Origin of the sequence: Sanguibacteroides sp. AM78-02pH3A, from assembly GCF_027666085.1 — a bacterium.
In the GTDB taxonomy this organism is placed as follows: Bacteria; Bacteroidota; Bacteroidia; order Bacteroidales; family Marinifilaceae; genus Gabonibacter; species Gabonibacter massiliensis.
This window is the reverse complement of the sequence record NZ_JAQEHX010000001.1, coordinates 566,970-583,982: the sequence shown is the minus strand read 5'-3', so window position 1 is coordinate 583,982 and position 17,013 is coordinate 566,970. Positions and strand designations below refer to the sequence as shown.

The following is a 17,013-nucleotide window of genomic DNA, read 5'->3' as shown; positions in this document are numbered from 1 at the left end:
AACATTTAAAGAAGGGAAAAAATGAAAAGTATTGTATTGATAATTATGTTGGCTGTCATTGCGGCCAGTTGCGGGACAAATAAAAAGGTATATGCTCCGCCTTTCGAAGAAGAGGAAGATGTGGTAATTGAGCAAACAGTTCCTACAACACAAACGCAGGAGAAGAAGACAAACGGTAAGCCTGTTGTTTCTAAGGAAGAGAAAGTAACCATGACCCACGGCGATGTTATGAAAAAGTATAACGTTATTGTAGGAAGTTTCTCTAATGAAGACAATGCTATTAGGTTACGGAACCGTTTGATCGGTGAGGGATATAATAGTATCATTATGAAAAATGATGCCGGAATGAATCGGGTAAGTATTGCCGGTTTTGACGAAGAGGCCCCGGCAAGGGCCGAACTGATACGGGTGAGAGAGAGATATCCGGAGTTTTCGGATGCGTGGTTATTGATTACGAAAGATAACTAAAAATCTGATTGATATAAAAAAATACCGCTTATGATGTTTTTCACTTCATAAGCGGTATTTTTTTGGATTCGGCCCGTTTTTTATATTAATTCAATACCTATCGCATCGTTCGGCGCATTTTCCTTTTTATCTGTCTGTTTTTCTTCTGTTAAAAATGAGTCCTCTGTTTTTCCTTCCTCCATGCTTTCGGCTTCCGTCGGCATCTGCTCCGATTCCAAGGACTCCATAACGCTTTCTTCCACAGGCATATTATTGCCAGTCGTGTTTATGACGCACTCTTCTACCGTTGAAGTCTCGTTTTCCGGATTCCGTGTTAATATTTCCGGGTTGCTCTCCACGATATTTTCGATCTCTTCTTCACTTAAGGGCGGGTTTTCCGCTACAATCTCAGAAAAAGAGTGGTCTTCAAGAATGGTTCCGTTTTCACATCGGAAAACCCGTCCGGGAAATTTGGTGATCAGGTCGTACTGGTGGGTTGCTATGATAACCGTCTTCCCGCTGTCACAAATGTCTTTCAGCAGTTCGATCAAATGGTAGGAGGTTTCCGGATCTATATTTCCGGTCGGTTCGTCTGCCAAAATAAGGGGAGGGGCGTTTAATAAAGCCCGGGCCAATACAATACGCTGCTGCTCTCCTCCGGAGAGTTGATGCGGGAATTTATCTTTCTTATCCGGCATCTCCACCTTATCGAGGACTTCGTCTATTCGTTCCCGGATCGCTTTTTTGTCTCTCCATCCTGTTGCCCTCAATACAAATTCTAAGTTGGCATAAACATTTCTGTCCGTGAGTAATTTGAAATCCTGGAACACGATGCCGCATTTTCGTCTTAATAGGGCGATATGGGATTTTTTTATCTTGCCTAATTTGAATCCGGCAACTTCCGCTTTTCCGTACTCTAAAGGTATTTCGGCATATATTGTTTTTAATAGAGACGTTTTTCCACTACCTACTCTTCCGATGATATAAACAAATTCGCCCTCGGCAATCTCCAGGTTAACGTTCTTTAACACCGTGTTCTTTTGTTGCCGGATAGCTGCTTGCTCCAGCTTGATAATAGTTCCCATAGACATAAGCGTATCGTTTTACTATTTTTTACACCTTCGGTCGGCGGATTATAAATTTTTCAATCCTTCAATATTTTTTTTCGGGTCCGGAGAGTTAAATACGAAACTCCCCGCAACCAAAGCGTCTGCCCCGGCTTCCACAAGCCGACGTCCTGTCTCGAAATTCACACCGCCATCGACTTCTATACAGGTGGAGGATGCTGTTTCCTTTATCAGTTTTTTGAGTTTTGTAACTTTCTGGAGCGTACTTTCTATAAAAGATTGTCCGCCGAATCCGGGATTGACACTCATAAGCAAAACCACATCGATGTCTTGAATGATATCGTCTAAGCCGTGTACCGGGGTATGCGGATTGAGAGCTACCCCGGCCTTCATTCCCAGTGATTTGATCTGTTGTAAAGTCCGGTGTAAATGCGTACACGCTTCGTAATGGACCGTCAATATATCGGCTCCTGCTTTATGAAAAGCCTCCACGTAACGTTCGGGTTGAATGATCATCAAATGCACATCCAACGGTTTCCGGGCTGCTTTCTTTATTTGTGATACGAGTGGTAGACCGTAAGAAATATTCGGGACGAAAACGCCGTCCATGATATCCAAATGAAACCAGTCTGCGGAACTTTCGTTAACCATTTCAACATCTTTGGCCAAGTGAAGGAAATCTGCAGATAGTAAGGAAGGAGAGACTATGATACTCATATAATTTATTCCGTTTTTTTAAATTACTTATACCAGCTTGCATACGTGGAATAGGAGTTTACGATACGCTCCACCTCGTCACGAAGTAATTCCGGCCCCATCTCTTTCAGTTTTTTGGCCGGGGCTCCGGCATATACCCAACCGGATTCAACGACGGTGCCTTTGGTTACCACGCTTCCCGCGGCGACAATGGAATTACTTTCTATAACGGCATTGTCCAACACGATGGCTCCCATGCCGATTAGTACATTATCATGAATCGTACACCCGTGGACGACCGCATTGTGCGCAATGGATACGTTGTTACCTATATTTGTTGGCGACTTTTTGTAGGTGGCATGGATGGTTGCGTTGTCTTGAATATTTACATTATTACCTATCTTTATATAATGTACATCTCCCCGTAATACAGCACCGTACCAAATACTGCAATTATCGCCCATTTCCACTTCTCCAATGATTGCTGCATTCTCAGCAATAAAACAATTTTCTCCGAACTTGGGAGAATGTCCGTTTAATTCTTTAATAATTGCCATAGTAAAATCTTCGTTATTTTCAGGATTCGAAATTACGAAATATGCATCAGAAAACAATTTCCTTTCGTGATTTTATATATTCTTTTTGTAACACTTTGGAATTTTCAACGTATAAGACGATGTACAATTAAACTAAACGATCACTTTTAATAGAGGAGGTAAAATTATGAGCATAGTGAAAAGAAATAGTGATTTAAGGCCATTTTATTCTAATCTCTTTGATGATTTTTTCGATACATGGCCTAAGACGATTAACGAACAAAGAGGGATTCCGGCTTTGAACGTGAAAGAGGACGATAAGAATCTGACGTTGGAACTTCAAGTTCCGGGGATGAAAAAAGAAGATATTAAGTTAGAGTATAAAGATGGTTTTCTGACAATATCCGGTGAACAAAAAGAGGAGAAGGAAGAGCAAGATGGTAAACAAAAATTTTTACGAAGAGAGTTTACCTCCGTCTCTTTTCATCGTACGATAGAATTGCCGGAGGATAAATACGATGTCGGTAAAGCCGAAGCGGTTTATAAAGACGGTATCTTGGATATTACGATGCCTAAAAACGAAGAGAGAGCTAAATTAAATAAGACGATACAGGTAAAGTAGGTGGTTTTATTTTGAGTGATCGGTCGATTTTTAAAAAAAAATCGGCCGATTTTTTTGTTCTTTTTTGAAAAAGAGTTTACCTTTGCATCGCAATAAAAGGCATGTGAGATGCATTTGATAATTTGCGAAAATAGCTCAGTTGGTAGAGCATAACCTTGCCCAAAGCGAAGCGTCATCGATGCAACCTTGGTAAGGTTTAAAGATGCCAAAAGTGTTATTGATTATATTTGCGAAAATAGCTCAGTTGGTAGAGCATAACCTTGCCAAGGTTAGGGTCGCGGGTTCGAGTCCCGTTTTTCGCTCCGGTAGAACGTCGTCCGATTTTAATTCGGACGACGTTTTGTATTGTTAAAAGAAATTATCCCTATTTGTAAAATAGTAAATTTTATTTGTTTTTTATCTACTATATATTTAGTTTTACAAAATCTAAATTAAATAAAGAAATTAGAAATTGAGGGGGAGATTGGTATTCGGACGGTGAATTCTGAATTTCCGTTAGTCTACCGACAAAAAGGAAATCTGATAACTATTTTTTACCGTTTTATAACCGAATGACTTATGAAAATGCGTGACGTGTTCCATGTAGCCGTTTACGAGGCGAAACAACAAAGCAGGGGATGGGTATTTTTGCTGTTTGTTTTCGTTTCTTTATTCAGTATTACCTTATACCAACTGTTTTTGCAGGGAGAGGGGTATTGTGAGAATTGGAAGTTAGTTGCTCTTCCGTCATCCGTGCCTCTGATAAATGCCTATCTGTTTAGTGTTCTGCAATCGTTATTCGTGATCGTTATAATGACTGATTTCCCGAGGAGGGAGGGGATGGGAGAAACCTTAGAGCCGATATATGCCCGTCCGATGGGGAATGCAGACTACACGTGGGGACGGATATTGGGGAATGTCATGTTGTTTTCCATTGTAAACGTGATTGTAATGTTAGCCTGCATCTTTTTTGTAAATTTAAACAGTTTGGCACCTTTGAATCCGTGGTATTACCTGTTTTATTTTTTCACGTTGAATATTCCTTCTTTGATTTTTATGATGGGGTTGAGTCTTTGGTCGGTTCGTGTTATGCGTTTTCGCTACCTGGCACTTTTGCTTCTGCTCGGCTGGTTAGGCGTATCGATCGTGTGGTTGCCTTATGTATTACATGGTACGGTAGATTTTTTAGCGACCGGGGTGCCTAATCTGTTTTCAGATGTGACAGGGCATCTGGGTTTAGGATATTATTTATTGCATCGTTCGATTTTTTTGCTGTTGGGTACGGGATTCGTATTTTGCAGCATAAAGGGAATGAAGCGTTTACCGAGCGTGAAAAAACGTGCGACCTTTTACGCCTATGGGGGGGGAACCCTTATCTTGTTGGGTATTGCGTGTGGTATTTTGCTTGAGGCCGCTTATTGGTCTGATCGAAGTACTCGTGAAAAATATCGTGAAAGTTTCCGTAATCACTGGAAGGGAAAACTTTGTCATATAGAACGTCATTCGATAAGGATGGAGCAACGGCAGGATCGGCTTTTCATGGAAAGCGATCTGATTTTGTGTAACCTGACAGAAGAAAAGATCGACCGACCTCTTCTTTTCCTGAATCCGGGATTACGGGTCGAAGACGTGGAGGAGAGGGGAAAAAACGTAAATTTTAAGCGGGACGGACAAATTATTATATTGGATCGTCCTATAGATGGCGGTGATTCCTTGCGGTTACGTGTGTGTTACTCGGGAAAAATCGATGAGAGTTTCACGAATTTGCAATTGTCGGATCAGGATTACGAGAATCCTTTCTATAACGATCTGTTCTTTCCCACGGGCCGGCGCAGTGCTTTTATCGGGGATGATTATTTGTTGTTGACACCCGCGTGCGGATGGTATCCGACGGCGATTGCCCCGGTACATCCTTTTATGCCGATGAACACGGGAAAGGATATGACGCTTTATTACCTGAAGGTGGTGGCTCCTCGTCAAGCTTCCCTCTTTTCGCAAGGGAGAGTTTCCGAACGGGGAGACACACTCGTTTTCATCTCTTCCGGTTATTTACCGGGGATCTCGGTTTGTGGCGGGAATTTTAAAACGAGACAGTTGGATGTGGATAGTCTGGTAAGGCTTTCCTTGAATACCATAACGGAACCCAAGGCTTTTTTTAAGCATTTTGCCGCGGCGAAAGTGGAGGACGTGAAATTATTTTTTTACGAAAACCCGTATATGTTTCCTGATGGATTGAATTTTGCGGATTTAACTTGGAAAGACGGGGCGACGGCTCGTCTGAGTTTGATAGAGACCCCGTTGTCGTTTCGGATAGAATCCAATGAAGGCAGAGTCCTTGGCGGTCAAATCGAACCCGGGATTTTTTTCTTGCCGGAAAGAAGCTATACTGTCGACATGTTCGATATACTCAATAAACCCGTTGGGGACGGATCTCCCATTCCTATTAATATCGGGGATGGACAGGTCTATATGCAAGAGGCACAAAATCCTACTCTGGAACAAGGTATTAATCTTTGGTACTGTTTGAGTAAGGACTGGACACCGGGATCGAACAGTCATCCTTTGTTAATGCAAAACAGTTATGCTTCGAATGCGGTGAAACTGAATCCGTCGGATATTAGTTCTTTAATGACGGATCGTCGTTTGTCGATTTACTCGGAACAATATCCCTTTATCAACATACTGTGGGACAGGTTTTATTTGGATAAGTCGTTTTTAATGGGTAGGGGGGGAAAATTTGGAGTCGGGGATATGGAGACGGCTCGTGATTACATCCGGGAACACAGTTTAAAAGAAGCTATGTTGGACGAGAATATCGCTCAAACAACGCGGTACAACGTGATGTTGTGGAGTTTACGCGATTTGGTGGACCATATAGGGTTGAAAGTTTCCGTGGATACATTCTTTAGGGCGATAGATGATATTTACCATACCCGCCGGGGAATGATTCGTTTTGAGGATTTTTGTGAAGAGCTAAAAAGTCGAACGGGAGGAGATGTCGGAAGAGTGTTTGAAAGATGGTTGAACGTTCGTCACAATCAATATTTTAAAATAAAAGATTTAACCTCTTACTTTTATCCGGATCCGATATCCGGTAAGTTCGTGACCGGATCCGGATGGGCAGAACTGGAAGGAAAAGTGAAGAATTGCGGGAAAGAGGGCGGCTTTGTCGTGGTCTGTATAAAAAATGAAGAGGCTATTCAACGTTACAGTTGTTATTTGAATCCCGGGGAAGCCAAATCATTTTATATGGCTTATTGTGCGAAATGGGGACCGAATGCGGAAGTAACTACCGGTATGTCATCCAATCGTCCGAATACCTTTATGGTGTGGAAAAGAGGAACCCGTGAAAAACCTGAAAAACTGGAAACGCGGGTTAGCTGGACAGATATAGACCCTGCTGTTTTTGCTTCGGACCCGCGAGAAACCATGGTGGATAATATGGACTCCGGTTTTTCATTTGATGATAAGGTAAACCAGACCATACTGCAAAAATGGTTCGGGATTAAGAAGAGAGAGGAGAGTACCCATTTGAATAGAGAAAGTGAGTCGATCCGCTTGTGGAAGAGTTTTATTGGTCCGAATTTTCAGGGGGATTCCGTGAGAAGTTGTTATTACAAGAGTTTTGGTTCGGGTAGTTGCACGGCAACCTGGAAAGCCCGGTTAAAGGAAAAGGGGAAATACAGGGTTATGGTAAAGGCAGGGTATATACCTTTTGACAGATACGTCAAAAGAGTTGATAAAAATTATTTATCCGATGTTGTTCTTTACTACACGGTAAAAAGCGAAGGGATAGAGGAACATATTGAAATAGAGGGGAATGATGCGGAAATACATTCTGTTTGGACTTCTCTTGGCGAGTTCGATTTCCCTGAAGGAGAAGTTTCCGTTACTCTCTCGGACAAGGACGAAAAGGGGAGAAAAGATTTAGCGATTGTTGCCGATGCTGTAAAATGGATAAAAATAGATTGATAAAAGAGATCAGGGAGACGGGTGTAAAGCATGTTGAAGAGGGGCGGATAAAATAGGGCTCTGTTTTTCGTAACGAATGTCTTTTCCGAAAATGAATAGCAGGGATCCCTCTTTTATCAGGTCGATGACTTTGCGGGATACCTGCCGGGGAAGGGCCGGACACCCCAGGCTGCGCCCGAGGCGACCTCTTGATGATAAAAGTGAGGGATCGCAATAGTCTGCACCATGGATTACAATTGCTCTCTCTTTGGCTCGGTCGTTTATCCCTTTTTCCAATCCTTCCAAGATCAACGAATAGCCGTTTTTACCTTGATACGTCCGTTCCGTGAGGAAGAATCCCAAGGAACTTTTGTACGAACTCGGCGTATTGGAAAAAGAGGTTGCGTAATTATTTCCGCTGTTTTTTCCATGAGCGACATGGGTGGATAATAGTAGTTTTTTTAGTTTAAGGTCTATAACAAACAGTCGTTTCGAAGTAGAGGGCTTTGTGAAATCAATGACGGTAAGAATCGGTTTTTTGACGGGAATTTTGTTATATCCGTCAATGGCGTATTTGAAAACTTTGTAATCCATCAACTGGTTTAATTTCATTTCATGGTAGAGGCTGAAACTATTGAGGGGTGTGTCGGCTTGACCTGAATTTGTATGAAAGACGAGTAATGAAATAAATAATAGGTAGCTGATTTTGTTTGAGATCATGATAGGTTGAGTTTATTCTATTACAATAACAATAGTTTTGTCTATAGGAGCCCAATCGTAAATGAATTTAGCATGAGATGTGGCATTACGTACGCACATATGGGAGCGGGGCGTAGTTCCGAGCGTGTAACTGTATTCGTGGATGACCGTATCCGGATAATTCACGGGTATGCCGTGAATATAGGCCCCTCGACTGAAACGACTGGCATAAGGTGCAAATCCTGCATTTTGATACGATCCGTCTTTCGTGTAATACATTTTGGGTATTTTGTTTTGTAGTACAAATATACCGGTAGGAGTCTCTTTATAATAGGGAGGCCGATGCAGGCCTGTCGTTGCCGGATTCATACTCCTGATCAGCCAAACCGAATCGGCGTTCTCCAATGTCGTCACGTATTGATTGGTACGGTCTATGAAGATCGCTTTATCGAAAGTAACCGAATCCAGGGTTTTTATGTATTTGCGTGGAACCATCCATACCCCTCGGAAAGAGGCCAATGTCACCTTGATGAATTGGGCACTGTCCTGTAAAATAGCAATTAAAGCTCCGTCCGGTCCGTAGCGTTCCGGTGCGGTTAAATCATTTGTCCGGTAAAGAGGAATGGCCTGATTTCGTTCTACCCCCAAGGTATCTTGTTGTTGATTATACTTGTTTTTTTGAATGTTCTTAACAAGAGGTGCCAATCCGTTTCTGTTTTTATAATTTTGTAATACTCCTAAAACGATATGTCGTTTTTGGAAGGCCGTGACATAATCTAATTGATGGGCTATTTTATGCCACTGGAATACCCGTTTCTGTTTTCCCGAGTTAAACGTATCTTTCAGGGAGTGGCGATTATACAGTAACGCTTTTTCTAACGTTACTGTTGGGAGCTTTTGCCCGTACACGAATAGACACACGAATAGAAAACATATTCTTATCATACTTGTACAAGTGTATTTTTATCTTCGTTAGTTCGATTAAATATACGTTATAAACCCGTAGAAAGATAGGGGTTTATGAATGTTTGTGAATTAAAAACAAGAAAACATATTTATTTAGTTATTGATGGGAAAATTGACATCTCCTTCCGTCGAATGGAGGGACAGGGTAGGCTGTCCGGTACTTTTTTGTATAAAAATTTAAAATAAAAATTTGCGTGTTGGAATTAATTATATACCTTTGTCCTGTTCTTAAAAAAGTATGCGAGTAGCTCGGTCGGTAGAGCACAACCTTCCCCCCGGAAGCTAAGCGTATAGAGGCAACCTTGGGTAGGTTTGAAGATGCCAAAACGTTGTTTGATGATAATGCGAAAGTAGCTCAGTTGGTAGAGCACAACCTTCCCAAGGTTGGGGTCGCGGGTTCGAGTCCCGTTTTTCGCTCGATAGGCGGTGATGTTTCATCACCGCTTTTATTTTATGTAAAAGTCGGGAGCTGTAATCGATAAAAATACTCATCTTTCTGTTTTTTAATATATTATAAAATAGCGAATTAATTAAAATAGGAAAGAATTGTTTTTGGACGAAAATAAAATTATTTTTGGAGAAGTTGGTGTAACGGATTCATCCGGTATGGATCCAATGAAACCATATAGTGAAAATCCAAAATGTAAAACGATATGGCCGACAAAAAAAATACTGTAAAAAACAGAGGTAAGAAAGCAAATCCTGAAGACGAGTTTAAGTTTAAAAGTATCCGGATAAGTAATCGTAATATCATTGATTATACGGGACATAAACGTTACCGTACGGTCTATCGTTCAAATGAAGTGGAGGCATTTTATATCGATACGGAATGGATAAACAAACGCTATGATGAAAGTTCATGGAATGCTTCGGTTGTTGTCGGTTTATTCTTTATGGATGAAGATAATCCAGTTATGGTGGCCAAGAAAGAGGAGGTAGTGGTTATTCCTAAAGATATGAATGTCTTTAACTATTCTGTTTCGTTTGTTTTAGCGGATCTGAATGGGTTTGTTTTCCGGGAGGGGGTATACCGGGTACAGGTGGTGGTCAACGGAATGGCCGCTTTATCGGATGAGATTCATTTGCTGGAGGCTCATGCTGATGTGGCGGATTATTTTAAGGTTGTTGATGCCGGATTTGATAAGTGTTGCGAGGAAGATCCCAACACGGAACGTCCCCACTCTTTTCGCATGTTGAACGGAAATAACCTGCAAGACGTACGTTTTTATCTTGTGGCGGAAAATCGTTTGAAAGAGGATTGGACCTATGAATTTCTCGTTAACATTATGGATCATAATGGAATGACGAAAGCAACCCGGATGGTTAAAGGAAAGTATTACGTATCCGATTCGAAGGGAAAACGATTGCTCTGTTTTGCCGTGGATTTAGGTGGAAAATTGGAGCATTTTTGGGAAACGGGAAGTTATACGGTGGAATTACTTTGTTTTGATCAGGTCGTACTCGTATTGGATTTTGAAATAGGGACGGAAGATGTACCGTATCGTTTTAACGAAGAGGTCGCATCCATGGAGCGTACCGATACGGTTCATCCGGGAAATGATGAAAAATGGATGGAAAAGGAAGATGCTTTAGAGCAACTATATCAATTGGTAGGGTTGAGGAACGTAAAAGAGGAGATTACCCGGGTGAACGAGTTGGTCGAATTTGTAAAAATGAGACAAGAGAACGGATTTGATGATGAGTTTCCTCCCATGCATATGTTGTTTATGGGCAATCCGGGAACGGGGAAGAGTACGGTAGCCCGACTTATAGGAAAAATATTTTATAAAGAGGGCATATTAAGCAACGGTGAGTTGCACCGGTACCGTCGGGAACATTTAACAAATCCCGGACAAACGGCAGAAGAAGAGTTGATTCGGGACGCCTTGTCCAAGAGCGAAGGCGGTATATTGTTGATAGAAGATGCGGACGAGCTCTATCCGACGAATAATCCGAATGATCCGGCCATTCGAATATGGAATATATTATTGAATATTCTGGATAACGAATCCCCTCGTGTGTTGGTTATATTGGCCGGCAATAAGAATGAATTATTGGCCATAGCGGAGGGAATTCCCGACATGAAACGTTGTTTCCCCACTCGATTGGTTTTTGAAGATTATTCTCCGGATGAACTTATGGAGATTACGCATCGGATGTTAACCTTACGTCAATATAAATTTACTCCAAAAGCGGAAGAGAAATTTGCCAAGCTTTTAAATGATTATTGTACGTTTAAAAATGAAGGATTTGAAAACGGGCATTTTTTAGAAGATCGTTTGGCTTCGGCCGCATCGAAATTGGCTAAACGTTTGATGGCTAATCGTTCCGGTAGTTACACGAAGGACGAGATGATGTTGATTCGGGAGGAGGATATCGATGCTTGCGAGCAACCGAGTCCGGAAGACTCATTGAAGAAATTGAATGAAATGATCGGATCTGACAAATTGAAAAACAGCATGATTAACTATATAAATTATGTCTATTTTATCCGGGAAAGGCAAAGACACGGATTTACGGATGTTCTTCCTCCGCTGAACATGATTTTTACGGGTAATCCCGGTACCGGAAAAATTACGGTCGCTCAAATGTTGGGGGAAATTTTCAATACGGCGGGAGTGTTGGAAAGTTCTGCGGTAACGGTAAGAACTCGGGGGGAATTGATCGGAGACGGAAGTGTATCTCCCCAGCAAATGGCATTCTATATTTATGAACAAGCTCGAGGGGGGATTCTTTATCTTGAGAATGCTCATACTTTGTTTCAGGAGGTAACGGGTATGACGGCTTTAGGCATGATTTTAAATCAATTATCCGAAACCGAGAACGGTGATACCGTGGTCATATTGGGGGGAGATTCCGAAGAGATGGAAAAAATTCTGACTGCTAACCCAAAGTTGAAATTGCTTTTTCCCTATTCATTCTATTTTGAAGACTACACGCCTGAAGAGTTGCTGGAGATTGCCGTTCAGAAAGTGAAAGAAAAAAATTATAGTTTACACCCCAAAGCCAAAGAGGCTTTTAAGAAGTTAGTATCTAAGGTATACGATGAACACGATAAACATTTTGGAAACGCTCTTTTCGTGGAAAAGATGGTAGATCAGGCTATACGAAATCTTTCATCACGAACGATGAAAATCCGAAAAGAACGGGAATTGACCCGGAAGGAGATTACTACCTTGATGGAGATTGATATCCCCGATATAACTTCTCAATTACCCAATTCCTACAAGGATCGGTTCGATGAAAAAGAGATTGCAGCTGCTTTGAAGGATCTGGATCATATGGTTGGTCAGGCTAAATTAAAAAAACAAATTCACGATTTTGTGGATTTGGCCCGACATTACAACCGACAAGGAGTAAAATTAAATACCCGTCTCTCCTTACAATGGTGTTTTACAGGTAATTCCGGTATGGGCAAAGGGACGGTAGCTCGAATCATAGCCCGTCTATATAAGGCTATGGGAATTATTGACAAAGAGGAGGTAAAACGTTTCCGGGTAGAGAAGCTGATCGGACAAACAGACGAAGAAGCCATGCAGAATATAGGCAATGCGCTGATTCAATCGAAAGGTGGGCTTTTCTTCTTCGATGAAGATTCCAGTCGTTTGAATGATGTTCCGGGAGTGAAAGAGAGGGTACGTGCCCTATTGGTTAATCAATTGGCGGAAAAACCGGGGGCTTACACGATTATATACGCCAAGCAGAATCCTCCGCGAATCATGTTGAACGATGACGTGGAAAAAGTTTCCGATATGATTAATGTTTTGGTGTTTGAGGATTATACGAAAGAGGAGTTGTTGGAAATATTGAAGCGGGATCTGGCTACCGAAAAATCCAAAATGACTCGTACGGCTCAACAGCAAATCGTTTCATTTATTTCCCATTTGGTCGACAATAAGAAAAAAAATCACGCCAGTGCTCGCCTGATCAAATTGGTAGCTGAGATGATGATTCGAAATAGGATTCAACGGGTAGCTAAAACCGGTCTTAAAGAGAACAAAGGCAAAATGTATTCGATAACTAAACACGATGTGGAACAATTCACTCCGGAATTCCTTGCCAGTATGGTCAGGGAGCGGAATACGATCGGATATAAAATGTAAGTTCGAATAAATAGATTGTTGCATACAATACTCTTTGGTAAAGGTTATAGGCATTTTCGTCATTCCGTTAATTCTGTTTTATTTTATGTTCGAATCCTGTTTTTAGGGAAAGATCCCTCGTTTTTTATTATATTCGCGGGTGAAACGTGGAATTCAAAATAAACAGATATAACGCATGGCAATAGTTTTCTACCAAAAAGATGAAACGGTGTATGCCGTTCACTACCAAGATTCAGAAAATCCTTTGGATGTTAGTAAATTAGAATGGTTATTCAGCGGGGCAAAGAGAGTTCGAGAAGAGGCGATGGAAGGATATTTCGTGGGTCCTCGCCGGGAAATGGTAACTCCTTGGAGTACTAACGCTGTAGAGATCACTCAAAATATGGGAATATCGGGGATCCTAAGGATTGAAGAGTTTGCTCGTAGTAATGAGAAAGCAACATACGATCCTATGCTTCAGGCATTTTATGCAGGATTGGATCAATCTGTTTTTACGATCGATAAGAAACCGGATCCCATCGTTTATATCGAAGATATACGAGCTTATAATCAACAAGAGGGGCTCGCGTTGAACGAGGAGGAGGTTGTTTATTTGGAAAACTTAAGTAAAAAGTTAAAACGAAATTTGACGGATTCGGAGGTATTCGGTTTTTCTCAGGTAAACTCGGAGCATTGCCGTCATAAAATCTTTAACGGAACATTTATTATCGATGGAGAGACTAAAGAAGAATCTCTTTTTTCGATGATAAAAAAGACTTCAAAGACCAATCCGAATCGGATCGTGTCAGCTTATAAAGACAATTGTGCCTTTTTGGAAGGTCCGCATGTGATTCAATTCGCACCTCGTACGCAGGATAAACCGGACTTTTTCGAAACGAAAGAGATCGATACGGTAATATCCTTGAAGGCGGAAACCCATAATTTTCCGACTACAGTGGAACCGTTTAACGGGGCTGCCACGGGAACAGGAGGAGAGATACGGGATCGAATTGCCGGGGGACAGGCTGCTCTTCCTATTGCCGGTACGGCCGTATACATGACCTCTTACCCGCGTTTGGAGGCAGATCGTCCTTGGGAAGAGAAAATCGATCCGCGGAAGTGGCTTTACCAAACACCGGAGGATATCTTAATAAAAGCTTCCAACGGGGCATCGGATTTTGGAAATAAATTCGGTCAGCCTTTGATCGTGGGTTCCTTGTTGACGTTTGAACATGAGGAGAATGACAAAACATACGGTTACGATAAAGTAATTATGCAAGCGGGCGGTATCGGTTTCGGAAACCGCAGACAGGCCATGAAACATACTCCGGAAGTAGGAGATCAAGTTATATTATTAGGAGGAGACAATTACCGGATTGGTATGGGAGGGGGAGCCGTTTCTTCCGTGGATACGGGGGTTTATGCCGGTGCAATAGAGTTGAATGCCGTGCAACGTTCCAATCCGGAGATGCAAAAACGAGTATGTAATGCGATCCGGGCGATGGCGGAATGCGATGAAAATCCGATCGTATCCATTCACGATCACGGTGCTGGCGGACATTTGAATTGTTTGTCGGAGTTGGTGGAAGAGACAGGGGGATTGATTCACTTGGAAAAATTGCCCGTGGGAGATCCGACTCTTTCCGACAAAGAGATCGTGGGGAACGAGTCTCAGGAGCGTATGGGATTGGTGATGAAAGAGAAAGATGTTGCTACTTTACAGCGCGTTGCAGACCGGGAAAGAGCCCCGATGTATGTAATCGGTGAGGCTACGGGAGACCACCGTTTTACCTTTATTGATGCCGAGACAGGAGAAAAGCCTATAGATCTGGAGATGAAAGATATGTTCGGGAATCCGCCGAAAACAATTATGGAGGATAAAAACGTGAAGGAACATTTCACGGAGGTCGATTATGATATAAATAAGATCGAAGAGTATATCGAACAAGTGTTGCAGATAGAAGCGGTAGCTTGTAAAGATTGGTTGACCAACAAAGTAGACCGTTCAGTGACCGGTCGTATCGCTTTTCAGCAATGTGCCGGACCTTTGCAATTACCGTTGAATGATCTGGGGGCTATCGCTTTGGATTATAAGGGAGAGAAAGGGATAGCCACCTCTATTGGTCATGCCCCGGTTGCTGCTATGATCGATCCGACAAAGGGCTCGCGTTTGGCCATAGCGGAAGCGTTGACTAATTTGGTTTGGGCACCCATAGAGCAAGGGTTACGTGGAATATCTTTATCTGCTAACTGGATGTGGCCCTGTAAAAATCCGGGCGAAGACGCTCGTTTATACGGAGCGGTAGAGGCTGCGAGTGAATTTGCCATCCAATTAGGTATAAATATTCCCACGGGAAAGGATTCTCTTTCCATGACACAGAAATACGGAGACAAAAAAGTCTATGCCCCGGGGACCGTCATTATCTCTACGGTTGGAGAGGTGAAGGATATAAAAAAAATAGTTTCTCCTGTTTTAAAAGTCGACCCGCAAACAGAAATCGTATATATTGATTTTTCATTCGATAAATTGAAATTGGGCGGATCCAGCTTTGCTCAGGTATTGGATAAGGTCGGAAAGGATGCTCCGGATGTTAAAGACGCGGAATATTTTGCAAATGTTTTCACCGTTTTGCAACAATTGGTAGAAGAGGGGTATGTATTGGCCGGTCATGATATTTCGGCCGGGGGGATGATCACGGCTTTGTTGGAGATGTGTTTTGCCGACAATCGTTTGGGACTGGATATCGATTTTTCTTATTTGGCTGAAAAGGATATCGTGAAAATTTTATTCGCTGAAAATCCGGGAGTATTGATACAGGTAAAGGATTGTAAACAGGTGGCCCGGATTTTGGATGAGGCCGGCGTTGCCTATAATTTCCTTGGGGGATTGTCTCAGAGCGGCCGTTTGACGATTAAAAAGGATAGTGCGCGGTGGAACCTGGATATTCGTTCTTTAAGGGATTTGTGGTTTAAAACCTCTTATCTTTTAGATCGTCGTCAAAGCGGAGTTGAGTTGGCATTGGAGAGGTATAAAAATTACAAGCAGAATGAATTGAAATATCGATTCCCCTCTTCTTTTACTGGAAAATTAGCCGCGTTGGGGTTGGATTCGAATCGTTCGACTCCTTCGGGTATAAAAGCTGCTATTCTTCGCGAAAAAGGGTGCCAATGCGATCGGGAGATGGCTTGGGGGCTGTATTTAGCAGGATTCGATGTTAAGGATGTTCACATGACGGATTTGATTTCCGGTCGGGAAAATCTGGAAGACGTGAATATGATTGTTTTTGTGGGAGGATTCTCCAATTCGGATGTTTTAGGTTCGGCAAAAGGATGGGCCGGTGCGTTTAAATACAATGAAAAAGCGCGTGTCGCTTTAGAGAATTTTTATAAGCGGGAGGATACCTTGAGTCTGGGTGTTTGTAATGGATGCCAATTAATGGTGGAGTTGGATTTGGTTTATCCGGAGCAAGAGAAGAAAGTTAAGATGCTGCATAACGATTCCCATAAGTTTGAATCAGCTTTCGTAAACGTGGATATCGTGGAGAATGATTCAATTATGTTGAAAACGTTAGCGGGATCTCGTCTGGGAATTTGGATCGCTCATGGAGAAGGGAAATTCTATTTACCTTATGAACAGGAGGAGTATCATATTCCTGTCAGGTATAGTTACGACCGCTATCCGGCTAATCCGAACGGTTCTCCTCTGGCAACGGCGGCTATTTGCAGCAAGGATGGTCGTCACTTGGCGATAATGCCTCATTTGGAACGCTCTATGGCTCCTTGGAACTGGGCGTATTATCCGGAAGATCGGAAAGAGGATGAAGTGAGTCCGTGGATCGAAGCATTCGTGAATGCTAAAAAATGGATAGAAGCACAGAAATAAACATTGTTATTGTTATATAAAAAAGCAGCCATTCTTATGGCTGCTTTTTTATAATTTGAAAAGAACGGATCGTATCACAAGAGAT

At 42.1% G+C, this 17,013-nt stretch carries 10 protein-coding genes and 2 tRNA genes; 7 read left to right on the top strand and 5 right to left on the bottom strand.

Annotated elements, in window-relative coordinates:
- Positions 1–21: 21 nt before the first annotated feature.
- Positions 22–468, top strand: coding sequence for an SPOR domain-containing protein (locus PGR74_RS02510; protein ID WP_052634653.1), 447 nt, complete (start codon positions 22–24; stop codon positions 466–468).
- An 80-nt stretch (positions 469–548) separates the two neighbouring features.
- Here PGR74_RS02510 and PGR74_RS14110 read toward each other — a convergent pair whose 3' ends face one another.
- Genes PGR74_RS14110 through PGR74_RS02495 form a run of 3 tightly spaced genes read right to left on the bottom strand, consistent with a single transcriptional unit; the run spans position 549 to position 2,767 of the window.
- Positions 549–1,538, bottom strand: coding sequence for a cell division ATP-binding protein FtsE (locus PGR74_RS14110; RefSeq protein ID WP_316933177.1), 990 nt, complete (start codon positions 1,536–1,538; stop codon positions 549–551).
- Positions 1,539–1,580: 42 nt separating this feature from the next.
- A complete protein-coding gene (gene rpe / locus PGR74_RS02500; protein WP_181416479.1) occupies positions 1,581–2,231 on the bottom strand; it encodes a ribulose-phosphate 3-epimerase in 651 nt (216 codons plus the stop codon).
- Positions 2,232–2,254: 23 nt separating this feature from the next.
- Positions 2,255–2,767, bottom strand: coding sequence for a gamma carbonic anhydrase family protein (locus PGR74_RS02495; protein ID WP_041504032.1), 513 nt, complete (start codon positions 2,765–2,767; stop codon positions 2,255–2,257).
- A gap of 166 nt (positions 2,768–2,933) precedes the next feature.
- On the opposite strand from PGR74_RS02495, the gene PGR74_RS02490 reads away from it, so the two are divergent.
- The 3 genes from PGR74_RS02490 to PGR74_RS02480 all read left to right on the top strand — a co-directional run bounded on the left by PGR74_RS02490 (position 2,934) and on the right by PGR74_RS02480 (position 7,319).
- Complete coding sequence (locus PGR74_RS02490; protein WP_041503611.1) at positions 2,934–3,368, top strand: Hsp20/alpha crystallin family protein; 435 nt, start codon at positions 2,934–2,936, stop codon at positions 3,366–3,368.
- 229 nt (positions 3,369–3,597) lie between these two features.
- Positions 3,598–3,670: transfer RNA gene (locus PGR74_RS02485), tRNA-Gly, on the top strand.
- 256 nt (positions 3,671–3,926) lie between these two features.
- Positions 3,927–7,319: a golvesin C-terminal-like domain-containing protein gene (locus PGR74_RS02480; RefSeq protein WP_146216409.1), complete on the top strand. Its 3,393-nt coding sequence runs from the start codon at positions 3,927–3,929 to the stop codon at positions 7,317–7,319.
- A 9-nt stretch (positions 7,320–7,328) separates the two neighbouring features.
- On the opposite strand, the gene PGR74_RS02475 is transcribed toward PGR74_RS02480, so the two are convergent.
- Together PGR74_RS02475 and PGR74_RS02470 are read right to left on the bottom strand one after the other, a co-directional pair.
- Positions 7,329–8,018 carry a murein L,D-transpeptidase catalytic domain family protein gene (locus tag PGR74_RS02475; protein WP_082027469.1) on the bottom strand — a complete coding sequence of 230 codons (690 nt, stop codon included), beginning with the start codon at positions 8,016–8,018 and terminating at the stop codon, positions 7,329–7,331.
- Positions 8,019–8,030: 12 nt separating this feature from the next.
- Entirely contained in the window at positions 8,031–8,942 is a 912-nt protein-coding gene (locus tag PGR74_RS02470) for a L,D-transpeptidase (protein WP_152614092.1), read from the bottom strand.
- Between the two features lie 365 nt (positions 8,943–9,307).
- On the opposite strand from PGR74_RS02470, the gene PGR74_RS02465 reads away from it, so the two are divergent.
- The 3 genes from PGR74_RS02465 to purL all read left to right on the top strand — a co-directional run bounded on the left by PGR74_RS02465 (position 9,308) and on the right by purL (position 16,928).
- Positions 9,308–9,380: transfer RNA gene (locus PGR74_RS02465), tRNA-Gly, on the top strand.
- 236 nt (positions 9,381–9,616) lie between these two features.
- A complete protein-coding gene (locus PGR74_RS02460; protein WP_110688401.1) occupies positions 9,617–13,066 on the top strand; it encodes an AAA family ATPase in 3,450 nt (1,149 codons plus the stop codon).
- Between the two features lie 175 nt (positions 13,067–13,241).
- Complete coding sequence (gene purL / locus PGR74_RS02455; RefSeq protein WP_041503614.1) at positions 13,242–16,928, top strand: phosphoribosylformylglycinamidine synthase; 3,687 nt, start codon at positions 13,242–13,244, stop codon at positions 16,926–16,928.
- Positions 16,929–17,013: the final 85 nt, after the last annotated feature.

Coding starts and splice junctions, on each gene's coding strand:
- PGR74_RS02510 (WP_052634653.1), top strand. CDS start 22: ATGAAAAGTATTGTATTGATAATTATGTTGGCTGTCATTGCGGCCAGT.
- PGR74_RS14110 (WP_316933177.1), bottom strand. CDS start 1,538: ATGTCTATGGGAACTATTATCAAGCTGGAGCAAGCAGCTATCCGGCAA.
- rpe (WP_181416479.1), bottom strand. CDS start 2,231: ATGAGTATCATAGTCTCTCCTTCCTTACTATCTGCAGATTTCCTTCAC.
- PGR74_RS02495 (WP_041504032.1), bottom strand. CDS start 2,767: ATGGCAATTATTAAAGAATTAAACGGACATTCTCCCAAGTTCGGAGAA.
- PGR74_RS02490 (WP_041503611.1), top strand. CDS start 2,934: ATGAGCATAGTGAAAAGAAATAGTGATTTAAGGCCATTTTATTCTAAT.
- PGR74_RS02480 (WP_146216409.1), top strand. CDS start 3,927: ATGAAAATGCGTGACGTGTTCCATGTAGCCGTTTACGAGGCGAAACAA.
- PGR74_RS02475 (WP_082027469.1), bottom strand. CDS start 8,018: ATGATCTCAAACAAAATCAGCTACCTATTATTTATTTCATTACTCGTC.
- PGR74_RS02470 (WP_152614092.1), bottom strand. CDS start 8,942: ATGATAAGAATATGTTTTCTATTCGTGTGTCTATTCGTGTACGGGCAA.
- PGR74_RS02460 (WP_110688401.1), top strand. CDS start 9,617: ATGGCCGACAAAAAAAATACTGTAAAAAACAGAGGTAAGAAAGCAAAT.
- purL (WP_041503614.1), top strand. CDS start 13,242: ATGGCAATAGTTTTCTACCAAAAAGATGAAACGGTGTATGCCGTTCAC.